This window comes from Lonsdalea quercina subsp. quercina (assembly GCF_000688695.1).
GTDB lineage: Bacteria > Pseudomonadota > Gammaproteobacteria > Enterobacterales > Enterobacteriaceae > Lonsdalea > Lonsdalea quercina_D.
Map to the genome: position 1 here is coordinate 379,256 of NZ_JIBQ01000005.1, position 18,451 is coordinate 397,706.

At 53.7% G+C, this 18,451-nt stretch carries 16 protein-coding genes and 2 tRNA genes; 15 read left to right on the forward strand and 3 right to left on the reverse strand.

Annotation, left to right across the window (positions count from 1 at the left end):
• Positions 1 to 7: 7 nt before the first annotated feature.
• The 15 genes from folP to SB13_RS06885 all read left to right on the forward strand — a co-directional run bounded on the left by folP (position 8) and on the right by SB13_RS06885 (position 15,240).
• Positions 8 to 841 (forward strand): dihydropteroate synthase, encoded by an 834-nt coding sequence (gene folP, locus SB13_RS06820; protein ID WP_026739636.1) that lies wholly within the window; start codon positions 8 to 10, stop codon positions 839 to 841.
• 3 nt (positions 842 to 844) lie between these two features.
• Positions 845 to 2,185, forward strand: a complete 1,341-nt coding sequence (gene glmM, locus SB13_RS06825; protein WP_026739637.1) for a phosphoglucosamine mutase — start codon at positions 845 to 847, stop codon at positions 2,183 to 2,185.
• A 300-nt stretch (positions 2,186 to 2,485) separates the two neighbouring features.
• Entirely contained in the window at positions 2,486 to 2,818 is a 333-nt protein-coding gene (gene secG, locus SB13_RS06830; protein ID WP_026739638.1) for a preprotein translocase subunit SecG, read from the forward strand.
• Positions 2,819 to 2,871: 53 nt separating this feature from the next.
• Positions 2,872 to 2,959 (forward strand) — tRNA-Leu (locus SB13_RS06835).
• 59 nt (positions 2,960 to 3,018) lie between these two features.
• Positions 3,019 to 3,095: transfer RNA gene (locus tag SB13_RS06840), tRNA-Met, on the forward strand.
• A gap of 214 nt (positions 3,096 to 3,309) precedes the next feature.
• Complete coding sequence (gene rimP, locus SB13_RS06845) at positions 3,310 to 3,762, forward strand: ribosome maturation factor RimP (RefSeq protein ID WP_026739639.1); 453 nt, start codon at positions 3,310 to 3,312, stop codon at positions 3,760 to 3,762.
• Between the two features lie 21 nt (positions 3,763 to 3,783).
• Complete coding sequence (gene nusA, locus SB13_RS06850) at positions 3,784 to 5,274, forward strand: transcription termination factor NusA (protein WP_026739640.1); 1,491 nt, start codon at positions 3,784 to 3,786, stop codon at positions 5,272 to 5,274.
• Between the two features lie 25 nt (positions 5,275 to 5,299).
• A complete protein-coding gene (gene infB / locus SB13_RS06855) occupies positions 5,300 to 8,005 on the forward strand; it encodes a translation initiation factor IF-2 (RefSeq protein ID WP_026739641.1) in 2,706 nt (901 codons plus the stop codon).
• Between the two features lie 75 nt (positions 8,006 to 8,080).
• Positions 8,081 to 8,485: a 30S ribosome-binding factor RbfA gene (rbfA, locus tag SB13_RS06860; RefSeq protein WP_026739642.1), complete on the forward strand. Its 405-nt coding sequence runs from the start codon at positions 8,081 to 8,083 to the stop codon at positions 8,483 to 8,485.
• A complete protein-coding gene (gene truB, locus SB13_RS06865; protein ID WP_026739643.1) occupies positions 8,485 to 9,441 on the forward strand; it encodes a tRNA pseudouridine(55) synthase TruB in 957 nt (318 codons plus the stop codon). Before rbfA ends, truB begins: the two co-directional genes overlap by 1 nt.
• Before the next feature lie 112 nt (positions 9,442 to 9,553).
• The gene (gene rpsO, locus SB13_RS06870; protein WP_026739644.1) at positions 9,554 to 9,823 is read left to right on the forward strand and encodes a 30S ribosomal protein S15; all 270 of its coding nucleotides are present in this window, start codon (positions 9,554 to 9,556) and stop codon (positions 9,821 to 9,823) included.
• A 263-nt stretch (positions 9,824 to 10,086) separates the two neighbouring features.
• Entirely contained in the window at positions 10,087 to 12,207 is a 2,121-nt protein-coding gene (gene pnp / locus SB13_RS06875) for a polyribonucleotide nucleotidyltransferase (RefSeq protein WP_026739645.1), read from the forward strand.
• 127 nt (positions 12,208 to 12,334) lie between these two features.
• Positions 12,335 to 13,219: a lipoprotein NlpI gene (gene nlpI / locus SB13_RS06880; protein WP_026739646.1), complete on the forward strand. Its 885-nt coding sequence runs from the start codon at positions 12,335 to 12,337 to the stop codon at positions 13,217 to 13,219.
• Positions 13,220 to 13,331: 112 nt separating this feature from the next.
• Entirely contained in the window at positions 13,332 to 13,400 is a 69-nt protein-coding gene (yrbN, locus tag SB13_RS18155; RefSeq protein ID WP_368073407.1) for a protein YrbN, read from the forward strand.
• Positions 13,393 to 15,240, forward strand: coding sequence for a DEAD/DEAH family ATP-dependent RNA helicase (locus tag SB13_RS06885; RefSeq protein ID WP_026739647.1), 1,848 nt, complete (start codon positions 13,393 to 13,395; stop codon positions 15,238 to 15,240). Before yrbN ends, SB13_RS06885 begins: the two co-directional genes overlap by 8 nt.
• Positions 15,241 to 15,300: 60 nt before the next feature.
• Here SB13_RS06885 and SB13_RS06890 read toward each other — a convergent pair whose 3' ends face one another.
• The 3 genes from SB13_RS06890 to ubiU form a co-directional block, all read right to left on the reverse strand.
• Complete coding sequence (locus tag SB13_RS06890) at positions 15,301 to 16,323, reverse strand: luciferase-like monooxygenase (protein ID WP_026739648.1); 1,023 nt, start codon at positions 16,321 to 16,323, stop codon at positions 15,301 to 15,303.
• Positions 16,324 to 16,463: 140 nt separating this feature from the next.
• On the reverse strand, positions 16,464 to 17,342 hold the full coding sequence (locus tag SB13_RS06895) for a U32 family peptidase (protein WP_026739649.1): 879 nt from the start codon (positions 17,340 to 17,342) through the stop codon (positions 16,464 to 16,466).
• Positions 17,343 to 17,355: 13 nt separating this feature from the next.
• Positions 17,356 to 18,351 (reverse strand): ubiquinone anaerobic biosynthesis protein UbiU, encoded by a 996-nt coding sequence (ubiU, locus tag SB13_RS06900; RefSeq protein WP_026739650.1) that lies wholly within the window; start codon positions 18,349 to 18,351, stop codon positions 17,356 to 17,358.
• Positions 18,352 to 18,451: the final 100 nt, after the last annotated feature.

The window sequence follows — 18,451 nt, forward strand, 5'->3', positions numbered from 1 at the left end:
AGAAGGAATGAAATTGAACGCTCGGGGATCAGTCATTGATCTCTCCTGCCCGCAGGTGATGGGCATCTTGAATGTGACGCCGGATTCGTTTTCCGATGGCGGACAACACAATACTCTCGATAACGCGCTGTTTCATGCACAGGATATGGTGATGGCTGGCGCAACGTTCATTGATGTCGGCGGCGAGTCAACTCGGCCTGGTGCGGATGAAGTCAGCGTCGCGGAAGAGCTGGATCGTGTCGTCCCCATCGTAGAAGCATTGTCGCAGCGCTTTGAGGTATGGATTTCCGTCGACACCTCAAAACCGGAAGTGATCACCGCGGCGGCTGCCGCTGGAGCGCATCTCATAAACGATGTGCGCTCTTTGCAGGAAACGGGCGCGTTGGATGCCGCTGCCGCGACTCAACTGCCCGTATGCCTGATGCATATGCAAGGATTGCCGCAAACGATGCAACAGGCTCCGCACTACGATGACTTGATGAAGGATGTTTTCACCTTTTTTGAGCATCATCTTAGTCGCTGCACCGCTGCAGGAATTCCTCGCGAGCAAATATTACTCGACCCCGGATTTGGGTTCGGCAAAAACCTGCAGCACAACTATAGCCTGCTGGCTCAAATGGAAAGCCTGCACCAATTTGGTTTACCCCTGTTGGTGGGGATGTCCAGAAAATCAATGATTGGCCAACTGCTTAACGTTCCGCCCAAAGAACGTGTTTATGGCAGTGTCGCCTGCGCAGTAATTGCTGCGCTAAAGGGAGCCCGAATCATTCGAGTTCATGACGTAAAAGCAACCGTGGATGCTATGCGTGTTGTTGAAGCTACACTTTCAGCTAAGGAATAAAAGATGACGAGCAGCCGTAAATATTTTGGTACTGACGGTATTCGTGGCAAAGTCGGTGACTCTCCCATTACTCCCGATTTCGTATTAAAGCTGGGCTGGGCGGCCGGAAAGGTTTTGGCTCGGCATGGCTCCAGAAAAATCATCATCGGTAAAGACACCCGAATTTCGGGTTACATGCTCGAATCTGCGCTGGAAGCCGGACTGGCTGCCGCAGGGTTGTCGGCCTCCTTCACGGGGCCGATGCCAACGCCCGCCGTAGCCTATTTGACTCGCACCTTCAGGGCTGAAGCCGGCATCGTGATTTCGGCTTCCCATAACCCATTCTACGATAATGGCATCAAGTTCTTTTCCATCGATGGCACCAAATTGCCTGACGAAGTTGAGGAAGCGATCGAAGCCGAAATGGAGAAGGCAATTACCTGCGTTGAGTCTTCTGAACTCGGCAAAGCGAGCCGAATTGTGGATGCGGCAGGTCGTTACATCGAATTCTGCAAGGGCTCCTTCCCGAGCGAGCTTAACCTTAATGGCCTCAAAATTGTGGTGGATTGCGCCAACGGCGCGACGTATCACATTGCGCCCAGCGTGCTGAGAGAATTGGGCGCGACGGTGATCACCATTGGTTGTAATCCTAACGGGATGAACATCAATGAAGAGTGTGGTGCAACGGATGTAAGACAGCTTCAGAGTCGGGTTCTAGCGGAAAAAGCCGATGTGGGCTTGGCCTTTGACGGAGATGGCGATCGCCTAATTATGGTCGACCACCAGGGTAATAAGGTCGATGGTGATCAAATTCTGTACATCATCGCACGCGAAGGCCTACGTCAAGGCCAACTCCGCGGCGGTGCTGTCGGTACGCTGATGAGCAATATGGGTCTGGAGCTTGCTCTTAAGCAGCTTGGCATTCCGTTCGCCAGAGCGAAGGTCGGGGACCGCTATGTGTTGGAACTGATGCAGTCCAAAGGCTGGCGCATTGGCGCTGAAAATTCAGGCCACGTCATTCTGCTGGATAAAACGACCACGGGGGACGGCATTATCGCGGGGTTGCAGGTTTTGACCGCAATGGCCCGCAACCACATGACGTTGCACGATTTGTGTAGCGGCATGAAACTGTTTCCGCAGGTGCTGGTCAACGTCCGCTTCGCCGGCGAACATGATCCGCTGGAAAGCGACTCGGTTAAACAGGCTGTGCTGGATGCGGAGTCACAGCTCGGCGGTCGCGGTCGTGTCCTGTTACGTAAGTCGGGCACCGAACCGCTGATCCGGGTTATGGTTGAAGGTGAAGATGAGACTACGGTGACGGCTCTAGCCAATGCGATTGCCGATGCCGTGAAAGCGGTGGGGTAATTTCATCCTCTTAAATGGTAACGCCATCGGCGATATTTATGCATTTTCCGACGGCGTTAATTCCGAAGAATCAGCCAGATAGTTTAAGGCTTGTCGGTGTACTCGATTCTGTCGCTGGTTTTTTCCTCAATCAATCATTGCGAGCCAAATTAGCCTTGCTTAGACAGAATGCTTTGGTTAGTATTCAAACCCGCTTTATAAGGGATAGCTTTTATATTCCGACTGCGGATAGCGAGCGGTTAAGCCGCAAGAATTCAGCATCCTCATGAAAGAGTTGGGGATAAAGTAATAGGTACATCTATGTACGAAGCGCTTTTAGTTATTTTCCTGCTGGTATCTATTGGTCTGGTTGTTTTGATCATGCTGCAGCAAGGTAAAGGTGCCGATATGGGTGCCTCGTTCGGAGCGGGTGCGTCAGCTACTCTGTTTGGCTCAAACGGCTCCGGCAATTTCATGACTCGGACGACGGCTGTCTTGGCAACGCTATTTTTTGTCATCAGTCTGATTCTGGGCAACATGAGCTCCAACCACAGCCAAAAAGGCAGTGAGTGGGAAAGTTTAAGCCAGCCTGAACCGGCTAAAACTCAGCAGAATACGGCACCAGCTACGCCGTCGAGCGATATTCCCAAGTAATACAGCGTTACCGGCAACAGACATTGTTGCCAGCTTAAGAAGTAAGAAGTGATGCCGAGGTGGTGGAATTGGTAGACACGCTACCTTGAGGTGGTAGTGCCCAAATTGGGCTTACGGGTTCAAGTCCCGTCCTCGGTACCAATCCTAGAGATAACTTGCATTTTTGCGGTTATCAGCGTAGTATTTGCCACGTTTTCGGACGCGGGGTGGAGCAGCCTGGTAGCTCGTCGGGCTCATAACCCGAAGGTCGTCGGTTCAAATCCGGCCCCCGCAACCAATTAACTTTCCTGTAGGTTTTCTTTCAAAGCTGCTCAGTAAGTTTCTATTGATTCCACAGTCGGTTTTGAAAGAATTCTTAACGGTAAGTTATACCGCGGTTATCCGTGGTAATAGGGTCCAGTTGCATAAAGCCCCGTATATCGGGGTTTTTTGTTATCTGACAACAGAATTACTGGGCTATTAAGCCCTTTTTTTATGTCTTGGGGGTGGGCTTGTCCACATTAGAGCAAAAGTTAACAGAGATGATTTCAGCACCCGTTGCAGCATTAGGCTTTGAGCTGGTGGGCATTGAGTTCGTCCGGGGTCGCCAATCGACGCTGCGTATCTATATTGATAGTGACGATGGGATCACTGTTGATGATTGTGCTGATGTCAGCCATCAGGTCAGTGCGGTGCTGGATGTTGAAGATCCGATCACCGTGGCTTATAACCTGGAAGTATCTTCGCCAGGTCTGGATCGTCCTTTATTCACGGCCGAACACTACGTGCGTTTCCTCGGTGAAGAAGTGAGTCTGGTATTGCGTATGGCTGTCCAGAACCGCCGTAAATGGCAAGGAATAATCAAAGCCGTTGAAGGTGAGATGATCACGGTAACGGTGGAAGGCAAAGATGAAGTGTTCGCGCTGAGCAACATCCAGAAAGCGAATCTGGTACCCCACTTTTAAAGTTTGGATGAGGCAACTAGGATGAACAAAGAGATTCTGGCTGTTGTTGAAGCAGTTTCCAATGAGAAAGCTGTTCCGCGTGAAAAGATTTTTGAAGCATTGGAAATCGCACTGGCAACGGCAACCAAGAAAAAATACGAGCAGGAAATTGACGTACGTGTCTGCATCGATCGCAAAACCGGCGATTTTGACACGTACCGCCGCTGGGTAGCCGTCAATGAAGTGACGCAGCCCACCCGTGAAATTACGCTGGAAGCAGCGCAATTCGAAGACCCAAGCATTGAGCTGGGCGGCTATGTTGAAGACCAGATCGAATCTGTGACCTTCGACCGCATCACCACCCAAACCGCCAAGCAGGTTATCGTACAGAAAGTACGTGAAGCTGAACGTGCCATGGTGGTCGATCAGTTCCGCGAGCAAGAAGGTGAAATCGTTACCGGTGTTGTTAAGAAAGTCACCCGCGATAACATCTCTCTGGATCTTGGCAGCAACGCCGAAGCGGTGATTGGCCGTGAAGATATGCTCCCGCGTGAAAACTTCCGTCCTGGCGACCGTATTCGCGGCGTACTGTATGCAGTTCGCCCTGAAGCGCGCGGCGCTCAGCTGTTCGTCAGCCGTTCTCGTTCGGAAATGCTGATTGAACTGTTCCGCATTGAAGTTCCGGAAATCGGCGAAGAAGTTATCGAAATCAAAGCGGCGGCCCGCGATCCAGGTTCACGCGCTAAAATCGCTGTTAAGACTAACGACAAACGCATCGACCCCGTCGGCGCTTGTGTGGGTATGCGCGGCGCGCGCGTTCAGGCCGTTTCCAGTGAACTGGGCGGTGAGCGTATCGATATCGTTCTGTGGGATGACAATCCTGCTCAGTTCGTTATCAACGCTATGGCGCCCGCAGATGTTGCCTCTATTGTGGTAGATGAAGACAATCACACCATGGACATTGCCGTAGAGTCAGGAAATCTGGCTCAGGCAATCGGCCGTAACGGTCAGAACGTTCGCCTGGCATCACAGCTCAGCGGCTGGGAACTGAACGTGATGACGATTGAAGACCTGCAGGCCAAACATCAGGCCGAAGCGCATGCGGCGATTGATGTCTTCACTAAGCATCTCGGCATCGACGATGAGTTCGCCACCGTACTGGTGGAAGAGGGCTTCTCTACCTTAGAAGAGCTGGCCTATGTGCCGATTAAAGAACTGCTTGAAATCGACGGGCTGGATGAAGAAACGATTGAAGCGCTGCGTGATCGTGCGAAGGCAGCGTTGACAACATTGGCGCTGGCTCGCGAGGAAAGCCTCGGTGACGGTCAGCCAGCCGATGATTTGCTAAACCTGCCTGGTTTGTCCCGTGAGCTGGCGTTTGCTCTGGCTGCACGCGGCGTATGTACGCTGGAAGATCTTGCTGAGCAGGGTGTCGATGACCTGACAGATATTGAAGAGCTTGATGAGAAGCAAGCCGGTGAGCTGATTATGGCCGCGCGTAATATCTGTTGGTTTGGCGACAACAACGAATAACGAACTGTAGCAGGAAAGGAACAGCATGACAGATGTAACCGTAAAATCGCTGGCCGCAGAGATTCAGACTCCGGTTGACCGCCTGATACAGCAGTTTGCTGATGCCGGTATAACCAAGTCCGCATCAGACTCTGTGACCCAGCACGAGAAAGAAAGCTTGCTGGCGCACCTGAACCGTGAACGCGGCAGTGCGCCGGGTAAATTAACGCTGCAGCGCAAAACGCGCAGCACATTGAATGTTCCAAGTACCGGTGGTAAGAGTAAAGCGGTACAGATCGAAGTCCGCAAGAAACGCACTTATGTAAAACGCGATTCTCTGGATGGTCAGCAGACCTCCGAAGAAGAGCTGGCGCGGCGTGAAGCGGAAGAACAGGCACAACGCGCTGCTGAAGAGCAGACTAAACGCGAGGCGGAAGAAAAAGCCCAGCGCGAAGCTGCTGAAAAAGCGAAGCGNGCCGCTGAAGAGCAAGCCAGACGTGAGGCCGCCGACAAAGCTAAGCGCGACGGAGCGGAAAAAGAAAAAGTGACCAATCAACAAAACAACACCATGACCAAACCAGCTCAGGCTGAGAAAGCGCGTCGCGAAGCCGAAGCGGCTGAGCTCAAGCGCAAAGCGGAAGAAGCGGCACGCCAGAAGGTTGAAGAAGAAGCCCGCCGCGTGGCAGAAGAAGCTCGCCGCATGGCCGAAGAAAACGCCGGTCGTTGGGAAAATCAGAAAGACGAAACCGAAACTTCTGATTACCACGTAACGACATCGCATCATGCACGTGAAGCCGAAGATGAAAACGATCGCAAGGTCGAAGGCGAACGTCGTGCTCGCACTCGCGGCGGCAAAGCGACCAAGCAGAAGAAAGGCAACCGCCTGTCTGAATCTAAAGCCGATCGCGAAGAGGCACGCGCTGTCACTCGCGGCGGTAAAGGCAAACGTAAACCAAGCACTCTGCAGCAGAGCTTTAACAAGCCTGCCCAGGCGGTTAACCGTGATGTAGTGATTGGCGAAACTGTTACGGTGGCTGAACTCGCGAACAAGATGGCCGTTAAAGGCTCTCAGGTCATCAAAACGATGATGCGCCTGGGCGCAATGGCGACTATCAACCAGGTTATCGATCAGGAAACGGCTCAGCTCGTTGCGGAAGAAATGGGTCACAAAGTGATCTTGCGCCGTGAAAATGAGCTTGAAGAAGCGCTGATGAGCGATCGTGATACCGGTGCCGCTGCTGAACCGCGCGCGCCTGTCGTCACTATCATGGGTCACGTCGACCATGGTAAAACCTCTCTGCTCGACTATATTCGTTCGACCAAAGTCGCTTCCGGCGAAGCGGGTGGTATTACCCAGCACATCGGTGCCTACCACGTAGAAACTGATAACGGCATGATCACCTTCCTGGATACCCCGGGACACGCCGCGTTTACCGCAATGCGTGCACGTGGTGCTCAGGCGACAGATATCGTCGTCTTAGTGGTTGCCGCAGATGATGGCGTGATGCCGCAGACTATCGAAGCTATTCAGCATGCTAAAGCCGCCAAAGTGCCGGTTGTCGTTGCTGTAAACAAAATCGATAAGCTGGAAGCCGACCCGGATCGCGTTAAAACCGAACTGTCTCAGCACGGCATCATGCCGGAAGACTGGGGCGGCGAAAGCCAGTTCGTACACGTGTCCGCCAAATCGGGTACGGGTATTGATGAACTTCTGGACGCAATCTTGTTGCAGTCGGAAGTCCTGGAGCTGAAAGCAATCCGTAACGGTATGGCAAGCGGCGCGGTAATCGAATCCTTCCTGGATAAAGGTCGTGGTCCGGTTGCGACTGTCCTGGTCCGTGAAGGTACCTTGAACAAAGGCGATATCGTCCTGTGTGGCTTCGAGTATGGTCGTGTTCGTGCGATGCGTGACGAGTTGGGGCGTGAAGTTGCCTCAGCGGGCCCCTCTATTCCTGTCGAAATCCTGGGCTTGTCCGGCGTGCCGGCAGCAGGTGACGAAGCGACAGTCGTTCGCGACGAGAAGAAAGCACGTGAAGTTGCACTGTATCGTCAGGGCAAATTCCGCGAAGTTAAACTGGCTCGCCAGCAGAAATCTAAACTGGAAAACATGTTTGCTAACATGAGCGAAGGCGAAGTTTCTGAACTGAACATCGTGTTGAAGTCCGACGTACAGGGTTCTTGCGAAGCGATTTCCGACTCTTTGATGAAGCTGTCCACCGACGAAGTGAAAGTCAAAATTGTCGGCTCTGGCGTGGGTGGTATCACTGAAACGGACGCTACGCTGGCCGCGGCATCCAACGCTATCCTGTTGGGCTTCAACGTGCGCGCAGACGCTTCCGCTCGCCGAGTTGTCGAAGCAGAAAGTCTGGATCTGCGCTACTACTCAGTTATCTATGACCTGATTGATGAAGTGAAGCAGGCGATGAGCGGTATGCTGGCGCCTGAGTACAAACAGGAAATCATTGGTCTGGCTGAAGTTCGCGACGTGTTCAAATCACCGAAATTTGGCGCAATCGCAGGCTGTATGGTGACCGAGGGTGTGGTTAAACGTCATAACCCGATCCGTGTACTGCGTGATAACGTCGTTATCTACGAAGGCGAACTGGAATCCCTGCGTCGCTTCAAAGATGACGTCAACGAAGTTCGTAACGGCATGGAATGTGGTATCGGCGTTAAGAACTACAACGATGTTCGTTCTGGCGATATGATCGAAGTGTTTGAAATCATAGAGATTAAACGCTCTATTGCGTAATACTTCCATTGCCGCACTATTCTACTTTTCCATTGAGGGGGCCTTGTGCCCCCTCATTTTTCCGTGAGGTTTATCATGGCAAAAGAATATAGCCGCACACAGCGTGTGGCGCAGGAAATGCAAAAAGAGATCGCCATTATTCTTCAGCGCGAAGTGAAAGATCCTCGCGTGGGTATGGCGACCGTCTCCGGGGTTGAAATGTCCCGCGACCTGGCTTACGCCAAAGTTTTTGTGACCTTTCTGAACGATAACGAGCCCGAGCAGGTGAAAACCGGCATCAAAGCGTTGCAAGACGCCTCCGGATTTATTCGCGTACTGCTGGGTAAAGCGATGCGCCTGCGCGTGGTGCCTGAACTGACTTTCTCCTACGACAATTCGTTGGTTGAAGGTATGAGGATGTCGAATCTGGTGACCAATGTCGTCAGAAAAGATGCCGAGCGTCGCTCTTCTTCCTCTTCGGATGAAGATCGGGAGGACTGATGGGGCGTCCTCGTCGTCGCGGCCGGGACGTTCATGGCGTTCTGCTGCTGGATAAACAGCAGGGAACATCGTCCAACGATGTGCTGCAAAAAGTTAAACGTCTCTTCAATGCTAACAAGGCCGGACATACTGGCGCCCTGGATCCGCTTGCGACGGGGATGCTGCCGATTTGTCTGGGTGAAGCGACCAAGTTTTCCCAGCATTTGCTGGACTCGGACAAACGTTATCGCGTTATTGCTCGGTTGGGCCAGCGGACGGATACGTCGGATGCCGATGGTAACGTCGTCGAAGAGCGTCCCGTTACATTTACCCTCGAAGCGTTGGCACAGGCTTTGGATGGATTTCGCGGTACGACCCCGCAGGTCCCGTCCATGTTTTCTGCTCTGAAATATCAGGGAAGGCCGCTATACGAATATGCCCGTCAGGGTCAGACCGTTCCTCGTGAAGCGCGTGAAATCACGGTCTATGAGCTGCAGCAGATTCGTTGGGAAGGGGATGAGCTGGAACTGGAGATCCACTGTTCTAAGGGCACCTATATCCGTACGATCATTGACGATCTGGGTGAAAAACTCGGCTGTGGCGCACATGTGATTTATCTGCGCCGCCTCCAGGTGGCAACGTATCCGATAGAACGGATGGTGACGTTGGAGCAGCTGCGAGCATTGGCCGAGCGTGCCGCTGAAGAAGAACAGCCAGTCGGCGCGCTGCTTGATCCCTTACTTCTGCCGATGGACAGCGCTGTTCAGGAATTTCCTGAGGTTAATTTGCCGGAAGTCGTTGCCGGATACCTGAAATTGGGACAGGCGGTACGTGCCGCTAACGCACCGGATTCGGGGATGGTACGCATCACAGAAGGCGACGCGCGGAAATTTATTGGTATGGGCGTTATCGACGATGAAGGCCGCGTTGCACCTCGCCGTCTGGTGGTCGAATACCCCGAGCCTGAGGTCGTTTGACCGCCTTGCTATCCCCTTATACTGCGGGTAGAATAGCGCGGCTCAAGTACCGGGTAGCTGAATTAGAGATCGGCACCCTTTTTATCTTATATAATATTATTGGAGTTCTACTATGTCTCTAAGCGTTGAAGCTAAAGCAAAAATCGTTGCAGATTTCGGTCGTGATGCTAACGACAGCGGTTCTACCGAAGTTCAGGTTGCACTGCTGACTGCACAGATTAACCATCTGCAGGGCCACTTTGCTGAGCACAAAAAAGATCACCACAGCCGTCGTGGTCTGCTGCGCATGGTCTCTCAGCGTCGTAAGCTGCTGGACTACCTGAAGCGTAAAGAAGTAGCGCGCTACACCAGCCTGATTGAGCGTCTGGGTCTGCGTCGCTAATCCGACGAGTTTCAGTAGAAAGGGGCCTATTATGGCCCCTTTCTTCTAGGATGCGTTGCTGAAACAGAGTAATGTATTGTTGAAGTAAAAAATGGTCCGTTATTACAGCTATTCGCGCGGCTAATGAGAGACTTTATTCTGCAGGAGAGTAGATTGAAGATTGTCATTAGTCGCGAGGATGTAGTGACTGGATCGGGTGTAAACTGGTCTGTGGCGTCCGAGATAAGTGGCGCAGCAACCCTTCGTGACACAAGGATATAATTTTGCTAAATCCGATCATTCGTAAATTCCAATATGGTCAGCATACCGTCACTATCGAAACCGGTATGATGGCTCGTCAGGCCACTGCTGCCGTTATGGTTAGCATGGACGACACCGCGGTATTCGTTACCGTTGTCGGCGCTAAACAGCCTAAACCGGGTCAGGGATTCTTCCCGCTGACCGTCAACTATCAGGAGCGTACGTACGCTGCTGGCCGTTTCCCGGGTGGTTTCTTCCGTCGTGAAGGCCGTCCGAGCGAAGGCGAAACGTTGATTTCTCGCTTGATTGACCGTCCTATTCGTCCTCTGTTCCCGGAAGGTTTCCTGAATGAAGTTCAGGTTATCGCTACTGTTGTTTCTGTGAACCCGCAGGTAAACCCGGACATCGTCGCGATGATCGGTGCATCTGCTGCGCTGAGCCTGTCCGGCATTCCGTTCAACGGCCCGATCGGCTGCGCTCGCGTCGGTTACATCAACGACCAGTACGTGCTGAACCCGACTACTGATGAGCTGAAAGAAAGCCGTCTGGATCTGGTTGTCGCGGGTACCGAAGGTGCTGTGCTGATGGTGGAATCAGAAGCTGACCTGCTGAGCGAAGATCAGATGCTCGGCGCGGTTGTGTTCGGTCACGAACAGCAGCAGGTTGTGATCGAGAATATCAATTCTCTGGTCGCTGAAGCTGGNAAGCCGAAATGGGAATGGCATGCGCCAGAAGTGAATGAAACGCTGTACAGCCGTGTTAAAGCGCTGTCCGAATCCCGTCTGGGTGACGCTTACCGCATCACCGAGAAGCAGGAGCGTTACGCTCAGGTCGATGTCATCAAAGCTGATGTCGTTGCCACGCTGCTGGCCGAAGATGAAACGCTGGATGAAGGTGAAATCAGCGACATCCTGGGTAGTATTGAGAAGAATGTCGTTCGTAGCCGTGTTCTGAGCGGCGAGCCGCGTATCGATGGTCGTGAAAAAGACATGATCCGTGGTCTGGACGTTCGCACTGGCGTTCTGCCGCGTACGCACGGTTCCGCACTGTTCACCCGCGGTGAAACTCAGGCGCTGGTGACAGCCACTCTGGGTACCGAACGTGACGCGCAGACGATTGACGAACTGACTGGCGAGCGTACTGACCGCTTCCTGCTACACTATAACTTCCCTCCTTACTCTGTTGGTGAAACGGGTATGGTCGGATCGCCGAAGCGTCGTGAAATTGGTCACGGTCGTCTGGCGAAACGCGGCGTGTTGGCCGTTATGCCGAAGGCGAGTGAATTCCCGTACACCGTACGTGTGGTTTCTGAAATCACAGAATCCAATGGTTCTTCATCTATGGCTTCCGTATGTGGTGCTTCTCTGGCGCTAATGGATGCAGGCGTGCCGATCAAAGCGGCTGTTGCCGGTATCGCGATGGGTCTGGTGAAAGAAGGCGAGAATTTCGTCGTACTGTCTGACATTCTGGGTGATGAAGACCACCTGGGCGACATGGACTTCAAAGTTGCTGGTAGCCGTGATGGTGTCACCGCGCTGCAGATGGACATCAAGATCGAAGGTATCACCCGCGAAATCATGCAGGTGGCGCTGAACCAGGCCAAAGGCGCGCGTTTGCACATCCTGGGCGTGATGGAAGAAGCGATCAGCACGCCGCGTGGCGATATCTCTGAATTCGCACCGCGTATCCATACCATTAAAATCAGCACTGATAAGATCAAAGATGTGATCGGTAAAGGCGGCTCAGTCATCCGTGCTCTGACCGAAGAAACCGGCACGACGATCGAAATCGAAGATGATGGTACGGTGAAGATTGCTTCTACCGACGGTGAAAAAGCTAAACACGCGATTCGCCGTATCGAAGAAATCACGGCTGAAATCGAAGTCGGCCGCATCTATCAGGGTAAAGTCACCCGCATCGTTGACTTCGGCGCGTTTGTAGCCATCGGCGGCGGTAAAGAAGGTCTGGTTCACATCTCTCAGATCGCCGACAAGCGTGTTGAGAAAGTGACTGATTATCTGGAAATGGGTCAGGAAGTTCCTGTTAAGGTATTGGAAGTCGACCGTCAGGGTCGTGTCCGCCTGAGCATGAAGGAAGCGACTCCTCAGTCTCAGGAACCTGCGGCAGCCTCCGACGAAGAATAACGGATAATCCTTTAGCAGCTCCTTACCGAGTTAGGGAGCTGCGTGTATGATAGGGATCGGATATCCTTATAGAAACCGTCGCGGGACAGGATGTTCATCCTTTGTTTGTCTTCTTCGGGAGTGGGTAATGAAGCCTTTCTTGCGCTGGTGTTATGTCGCGGCAGCACTCATGCTTGCAGGATGCAGCAGCATGGATTGGCGCAAAAATGCCGTTTTGGCGGTCCCGTTGCAGCCTACGCTGCAGCAGGAAGTCATCTTGGCTCGGATGGAGCAAATCCTGGCCAGCCGAGCGCTCACTCCTGATGAACGAGCACAGCTGTTATATGAGCGCGGAGTGCTGTATGATAGCTTAGGGTTACGGGCATTGGCGCGAAATGATTTTTCACAAGCGCTTTCTATCCGTCCCGACATCCCAGAGGTTTTCAATTATCTGGGGATTTACTTAACGCAGGCAGGCAATTTTGATGCTGCCTATGAAGCGTTTGATTCTGTACTAGAGCTTGATCCAACTTACAATTATGTGCGTCTCAATCGGGGGATCGCCTTGTACTACGGCGGTCGGTACCAATTGGCGCAGGATGATCTGCTAGCGTTTTATCGAGACGATCCCAATGATCCTTTCCGTTCCTTGTGGCTGTATCTGGTCGAAAGAGAAATCGACCCGGATAAGGCCGTAAGCGCATTAAGAACGCGCTACGAAGGAGCAAAGAAAGGNGTGTGGGGATGGACTATTGTCGAATTCTACCTGGGCGATATCAGTGAAAAGACGCTGATGCAGCGCTTGCAGGAAGAAGCAAAGGATAACACTTCGCTCGCTGAGCATCTCAGTGAAACTGACTTCTATTTAGGTAAGCACTACCTAAGTCTGGGGGACAAGGACACCGCTTCGGCGCTGTTCAAGCTGACGGTAGCTAACAATGTTCATAACTTTGTTGAGCACCGCTATGCATTGTTGGAATTGGCGCAGTTAGGCCAAGAGCAAGACGACCTATCAGGATCGGACCAGCAATAGCTGACGAACAATATTCAGCCTGGAATCAAAACGATTTCCATCGCCTTAACGGGTGAGGGCTTTTTGTTCGCTTTTTAATCCAATTTGAGCCGGTTCACACTTTTCAATGAAAATGACTGAAAATTTTCTCGACGAGTTATGTAGACTGGCCGCCATCTACGAGGCACGTGTACATGACTAAGCTTGAAACCTCTTTTGCCGATTTGGGGCTGTCTGCTCCGATTATTAATGCCTTGACCGATCTGGGCTACGAAAAGCCTTCGCCGATCCAGGCGGAATGTATTCCTCACCTGCTGAATGGTCGTGATGTGCTGGGTATGGCACAGACCGGCAGCGGTAAAACTGCCGCATTTGCGGTTCCGTTACTGAATAACCTGAAACCTGAACTGAAAGCACCGCAGATTCTGGTGCTGGCGCCGACCCGTGAGCTGGCGGTTCAGGTATCTGAAGCCTGTAATGACTTCGCTAAACACATGCATGGCGTCAACGTGGTTGCCCTGTACGGCGGCCAGCGCTATGACGTACAGCTGCGCGCTTTGCGCCAGGGACCGCAGATCGTGGTCGGTACGCCGGGTCGTTTGCTTGACCACCTGAAACGCGGCACGCTGGACCTGTCCAACCTGAGCGGTCTGGTTCTGGATGAAGCCGATGAAATGCTGCGTATGGGCTTCATCGAAGACGTAGAAAACATCATGGCGCAGATCCCGGCTGAACATCAGACCGCGCTGTTCTCCGCCACGATGCCGGAAGCGATTCGTCGTATTACTCGTCGTTTCATGAAAGATCCGCAGGAAGTGCGTATCCAGTCAAGTCTGACGACGCGTCCGGATATCAGCCAGAGCTACTGGATGGTACACGGCGTGCGTAAAAACGAAGCGCTGATCCGTTTCCTTGAAGCGGAAGATTTCGATGCGGCGATTATCTTCGTACGTACTAAAAACGCGACGCTGGAAGTGGCTGAAGCGCTGGAGCGCAGCGGTTACAACAGCGCAGCGCTTAACGGCGACATGAACCAGGCTCTGCGTGAACAAACGCTGGAGCGTCTGAAGAACGGTCGTCTGGATATCCTGATTGCAACTGACGTTGCTGCACGTGGTCTGGATGTTGACCGCATCAGCCTGGTCGTAAACTACGATATCCCGATGGATGCGGAATCTTACGTTCACCGTATCGGCCGTACCGGTCGTGCGGGACGCGCTGGTCGTGCGATCCTGTTCGTTGATAACCGCGAACGTCGCCTGCTGCGTAACGTTGAACGCACCATGAAGCTGACTATTCCTGAAGTGGAACTGCCGAACGCAGAACTGCTGGGCGAACGCCGTCTGGCCAAGTTTGCCGCCAAGGTTCAGGTTCAGCTGGAAAGCAGCGACCTGGATATGTACCGCACGCTGTTGGCTAAACTGCAGCCGCAGGAAGAGCTCGATATGGAAACGCTGGCTGCCGCACTGCTGAAAATGGCGCAGGGCGAACGTCCGCTGATTCTGCCGCCGGATCCGGTATTCGACCGCCGTCCGCGTCGTGAAATGCGCGATCGTGACGACCGTTTCGACCGTCGTCGTGAAGGGGGCCGTGATGGCGACCGTCCGCAGCGTCGTGAACGTCGTGATGTAGGCGACATGGAACTGTATCGCATCGAAGTAGGCCGTGATGATGGCGTTGAAGTTCGTCACATCGTGGGCGCGATTGCGAATGAAGGCGACATCAGCAGCCGTTACATCGGTAACATCAAACTGTTCGGTACTCATTCCACGATTGAGCTGCCGAAAGGGATGCCGGGCGATCTGCTGTCACACTTCACTCGCACGCGTATTCTCAACAAACCGATGAACATGCAGCTTCTGGGCGATGCTCAGCCGCACGAACGTCGTGAAGGTGGCCGTGGTGGCCGTTCATTCGGCGACCGTCCTAACGGTGCTCGTCCGGGTAACGGTGGCCGTGGTCGCTCTTTCAGCGGCGAACGTCGTGAAGGCGGTGGTGAACGTCGCGGTAACCGTGCGCCACGTCAGCCGTCCAACTCGTAATGACGTTGGACTGACGTGGTAACACGTATTAAGCCAGCCTTCGGGCTGGCTTTTTTTATGTCAATCGATCCGCGCTTCCCTCATCACTTCCTGCTGTAATCCCGCCACAATTTCAAATGAACGCAGTCTGGCCTGATGGTCGAAGATCGAGGCGTTGATCATCAGCTCATCTGCTTGGGTTTGCCTCAGTAGCATCTGCAATCCATGACGTACCTGCGTGCGATCGCCCACGACGGAGAGCCGCAATGTCTGCTCAACAGAAAGTTGTTCGGCCGGTGTCCAGATACCATCCATTTCTTGGACCGGCGCAGGCAGTGGCCCCGGCACGCCACGGCGTAAATTGATGAACTGCTGCTGTTGCGACGTAAACAGGAAACGCGCATCGGCAATGCTCTCCGCGGCGACGACATTGACGCAGACCATCGCATAGGGCTGCGCCTGTTGCTCTGACGGCTGGAATTTATCGCGATAGAGTTGCAGGGCCTGAATCAGCATATCCGGCGCAAAATGAGCGGCGAAGGCAAACGGCAGCCCCAGCGCGGCGGCCAACTGCGCGCTGTACAGGCTAGAGCCCAACAGCCAGATCGGTACGTTAAGTCCCTGACCGGGTACGGCCTGTACCGCCTGATCCGGCTGTGCGGGGGCCAGATAATGCTGTAACTCTTGAACATCCGCAGGGAAATCATCCTCTTCCCCGTTTAAATGACGGCGCAGCGCTATCATGGTGCGACGGTCGCTGCCCGGCGCGCGTCCCAGTCCCAGGTCGATACGTCCCGGATAGAGTGATTCCAGCGTTCCGAACTGTTCGGCGATGACCAGCGGCGCATGGTTGGGCAGCATAACGCCGCCGGAGCCCAGTCGGATATGTTCGGTACCTGCCGCCAGATAGCCGAGCAGAACGGAGGTGGCTGCGCTGGCGATACCGGTCATATTGTGATGCTCGGCGAGCCAGTAGCGATGATACCCCCATTGCTCAGCATGTCTGACCAAATCCAGAGAGCGGTGAAAGGCGTCGCGCGGGGTTGCCCCAGCAGGAATGGGGGCCAGATCCAGTACGGAAAAAGTGACGGGCTGTTGTGACATAGGCTTGGCTCACCGGATTGAGGGTCAACCCGTTAGCAGGCTAACCGCAGAATAGTATTGAATAATCATAGTACGCAATATTCAGCGGCAGTAGCGGATGAGGAGTGCGGATGCCCCGAACTGTGGGGCATCCGGAAAGATCAATCTACCAGCTCCAGGCCGGGCAGGCGGCGCCAGTAGCCGTTGCACTCCCTCTCTTGATGAAGCGGCAGCGGCCGCGCGCCGTGTTCGTTGGCGCGGAACTGCTCCAGTACATCCAGCGTTTCCAGCCCTAGAGGCGAGAGCCGGATGATATCCACGAGGCCCTCCATGGAGGTCAGCTCGTTGCCGAGGTTGTAGCAATATCCGCTCTGGGTCTGAATACCATTGAGTACGAAGACCTGCTGATTTTCTTGCGACATCACCTTACGGCCCTGCGGATAATGAATGCAGCAGGTTTCACACTCATCCTTGGGGCGATTTTCGGAGCGCGCGGTAAAACAGCGGGCGGAGTAGGCCAGCGGCAGATGGCCGTAGCTCAGCACTTCGACGTCGAACTTATCGCGGAAGCCGAGTTCGTCGCACTGATTGAGCAGATGCTGCAGCCAGTCGCGTGATAACTCAACCGGCATACACCAGCGGACCATCCCTTGTTTGTGCAACAGCCGCAGCGTATAGGCGTTGTAGCAGTTCAGAGCATGTCCGGCGACAAACGGCAGGTGGTGCTCCTCTGCCATGTTGACGGCGCCGAGATCGTTGGCCTCAAGCAGAAAGTCGCCGTTTTCGACGTAACGCTTGAGTTCGTTCAACTCTGAGGGCGCTTGCAGCAAAGCCAGCGTGGAAATGACCACCTGTTTTCCGCTGGCGGAGACCTGACGGGCGNCCTCCAGCCAGTCATTAACCTTCATGCCACGGCGTTTGCTGCAAACGGTCTCCCCGAGATAGACGATATCCGCGCTGCTGGACATGGCCGCCTGATAAAAAGCCTCAATATCTGCTTTGGGCCAGTAGTAAAGGATGGCTCCCAATGCATACTTCATAGTGTTCTCCTGACTACTGCCATTCACGATGATAAGCGCCCAGCGTGGTTTGAGTCCCTTCGGCGACGGCGCCCAGGGCGTCCATCCATTCGGGGTTGGGGGCATAGCGTTCGGGCGATGCCTTGCAGTGGTCGATAGCCTCACGCCACACCCGCGTGACCTGGCTGACATAGGCCGGACTGCGCTGGCGGCCTTCGATTTTCACTGAGGCGATATTCGCCGCCATCAGCTCCGGCAGCAGTGAGAGCGTATTCAGGCTGGTCGGTTCTTCCAGCGCATGGTAGCGCTTGCCGTCCACCAGATAACGACCTTTGCACAGCGTGGGATAACCGGCGTTTTCATTATCCTGGTAGCGATCAATCAGCACATTGTTCAGACGAGACTCCATCCCTTTGTCGGTCTGCTGCCAACGGACAAAACGCGCCGGAGAGCAGGCGCCCACGGTATTGGGCGATTCCCCGGTCAGATAAGAGGAGAGGTAACAGCGTCCTTCCGCCATGATGCACAGGCTGCCGAAGGCGAAGACCTCCAGCGGCACCGGGCTGGTGCGAGCAAGCTGTTTGACTTGATGGATAGACAGCACGCGCGGCAGGACGACGCGCGCCACGTCGAAATGTTTTTGATAGAAACGGATAGCCTGTTCGTTTGTGGCCGAGGCCTGAACGGACACGTGGCGTTCGATATGCGGATAGCGTTCCGCGGCGTATTCCAGCGTCGCCAGGTCAGCCAGGATCAGGACGTCGGCACCGGCATCTGCGGCGCTATCCACGGCGCGTTGCCAGCGTTGGAAACCATCTGGATGGGCGAAGGTATTGATGGCGATATGCAGTTTGCGCTTATGCTGATGCACGTAGCTACGAGCTTCCTGCAGTTTTTTATCGTTAAAGTTTAGTCCGGCGAAATGTCGTGCGTTGGTATCATCTTTTAGCCCGATGTACACCGCGTCTGCACCATTATCAATAGCGGCTTTTAGCGCCGGCAAGTTACCGGCAGGGCAAAGCAGTTCCATACCTATTCCTTCACTCATCAAGGCCTTCGTTATATTTAAACGGAGGCGATCAATGATGTTGTCTGATTGATGAAGCAGGTTATCAGTCAATTAAAAATTC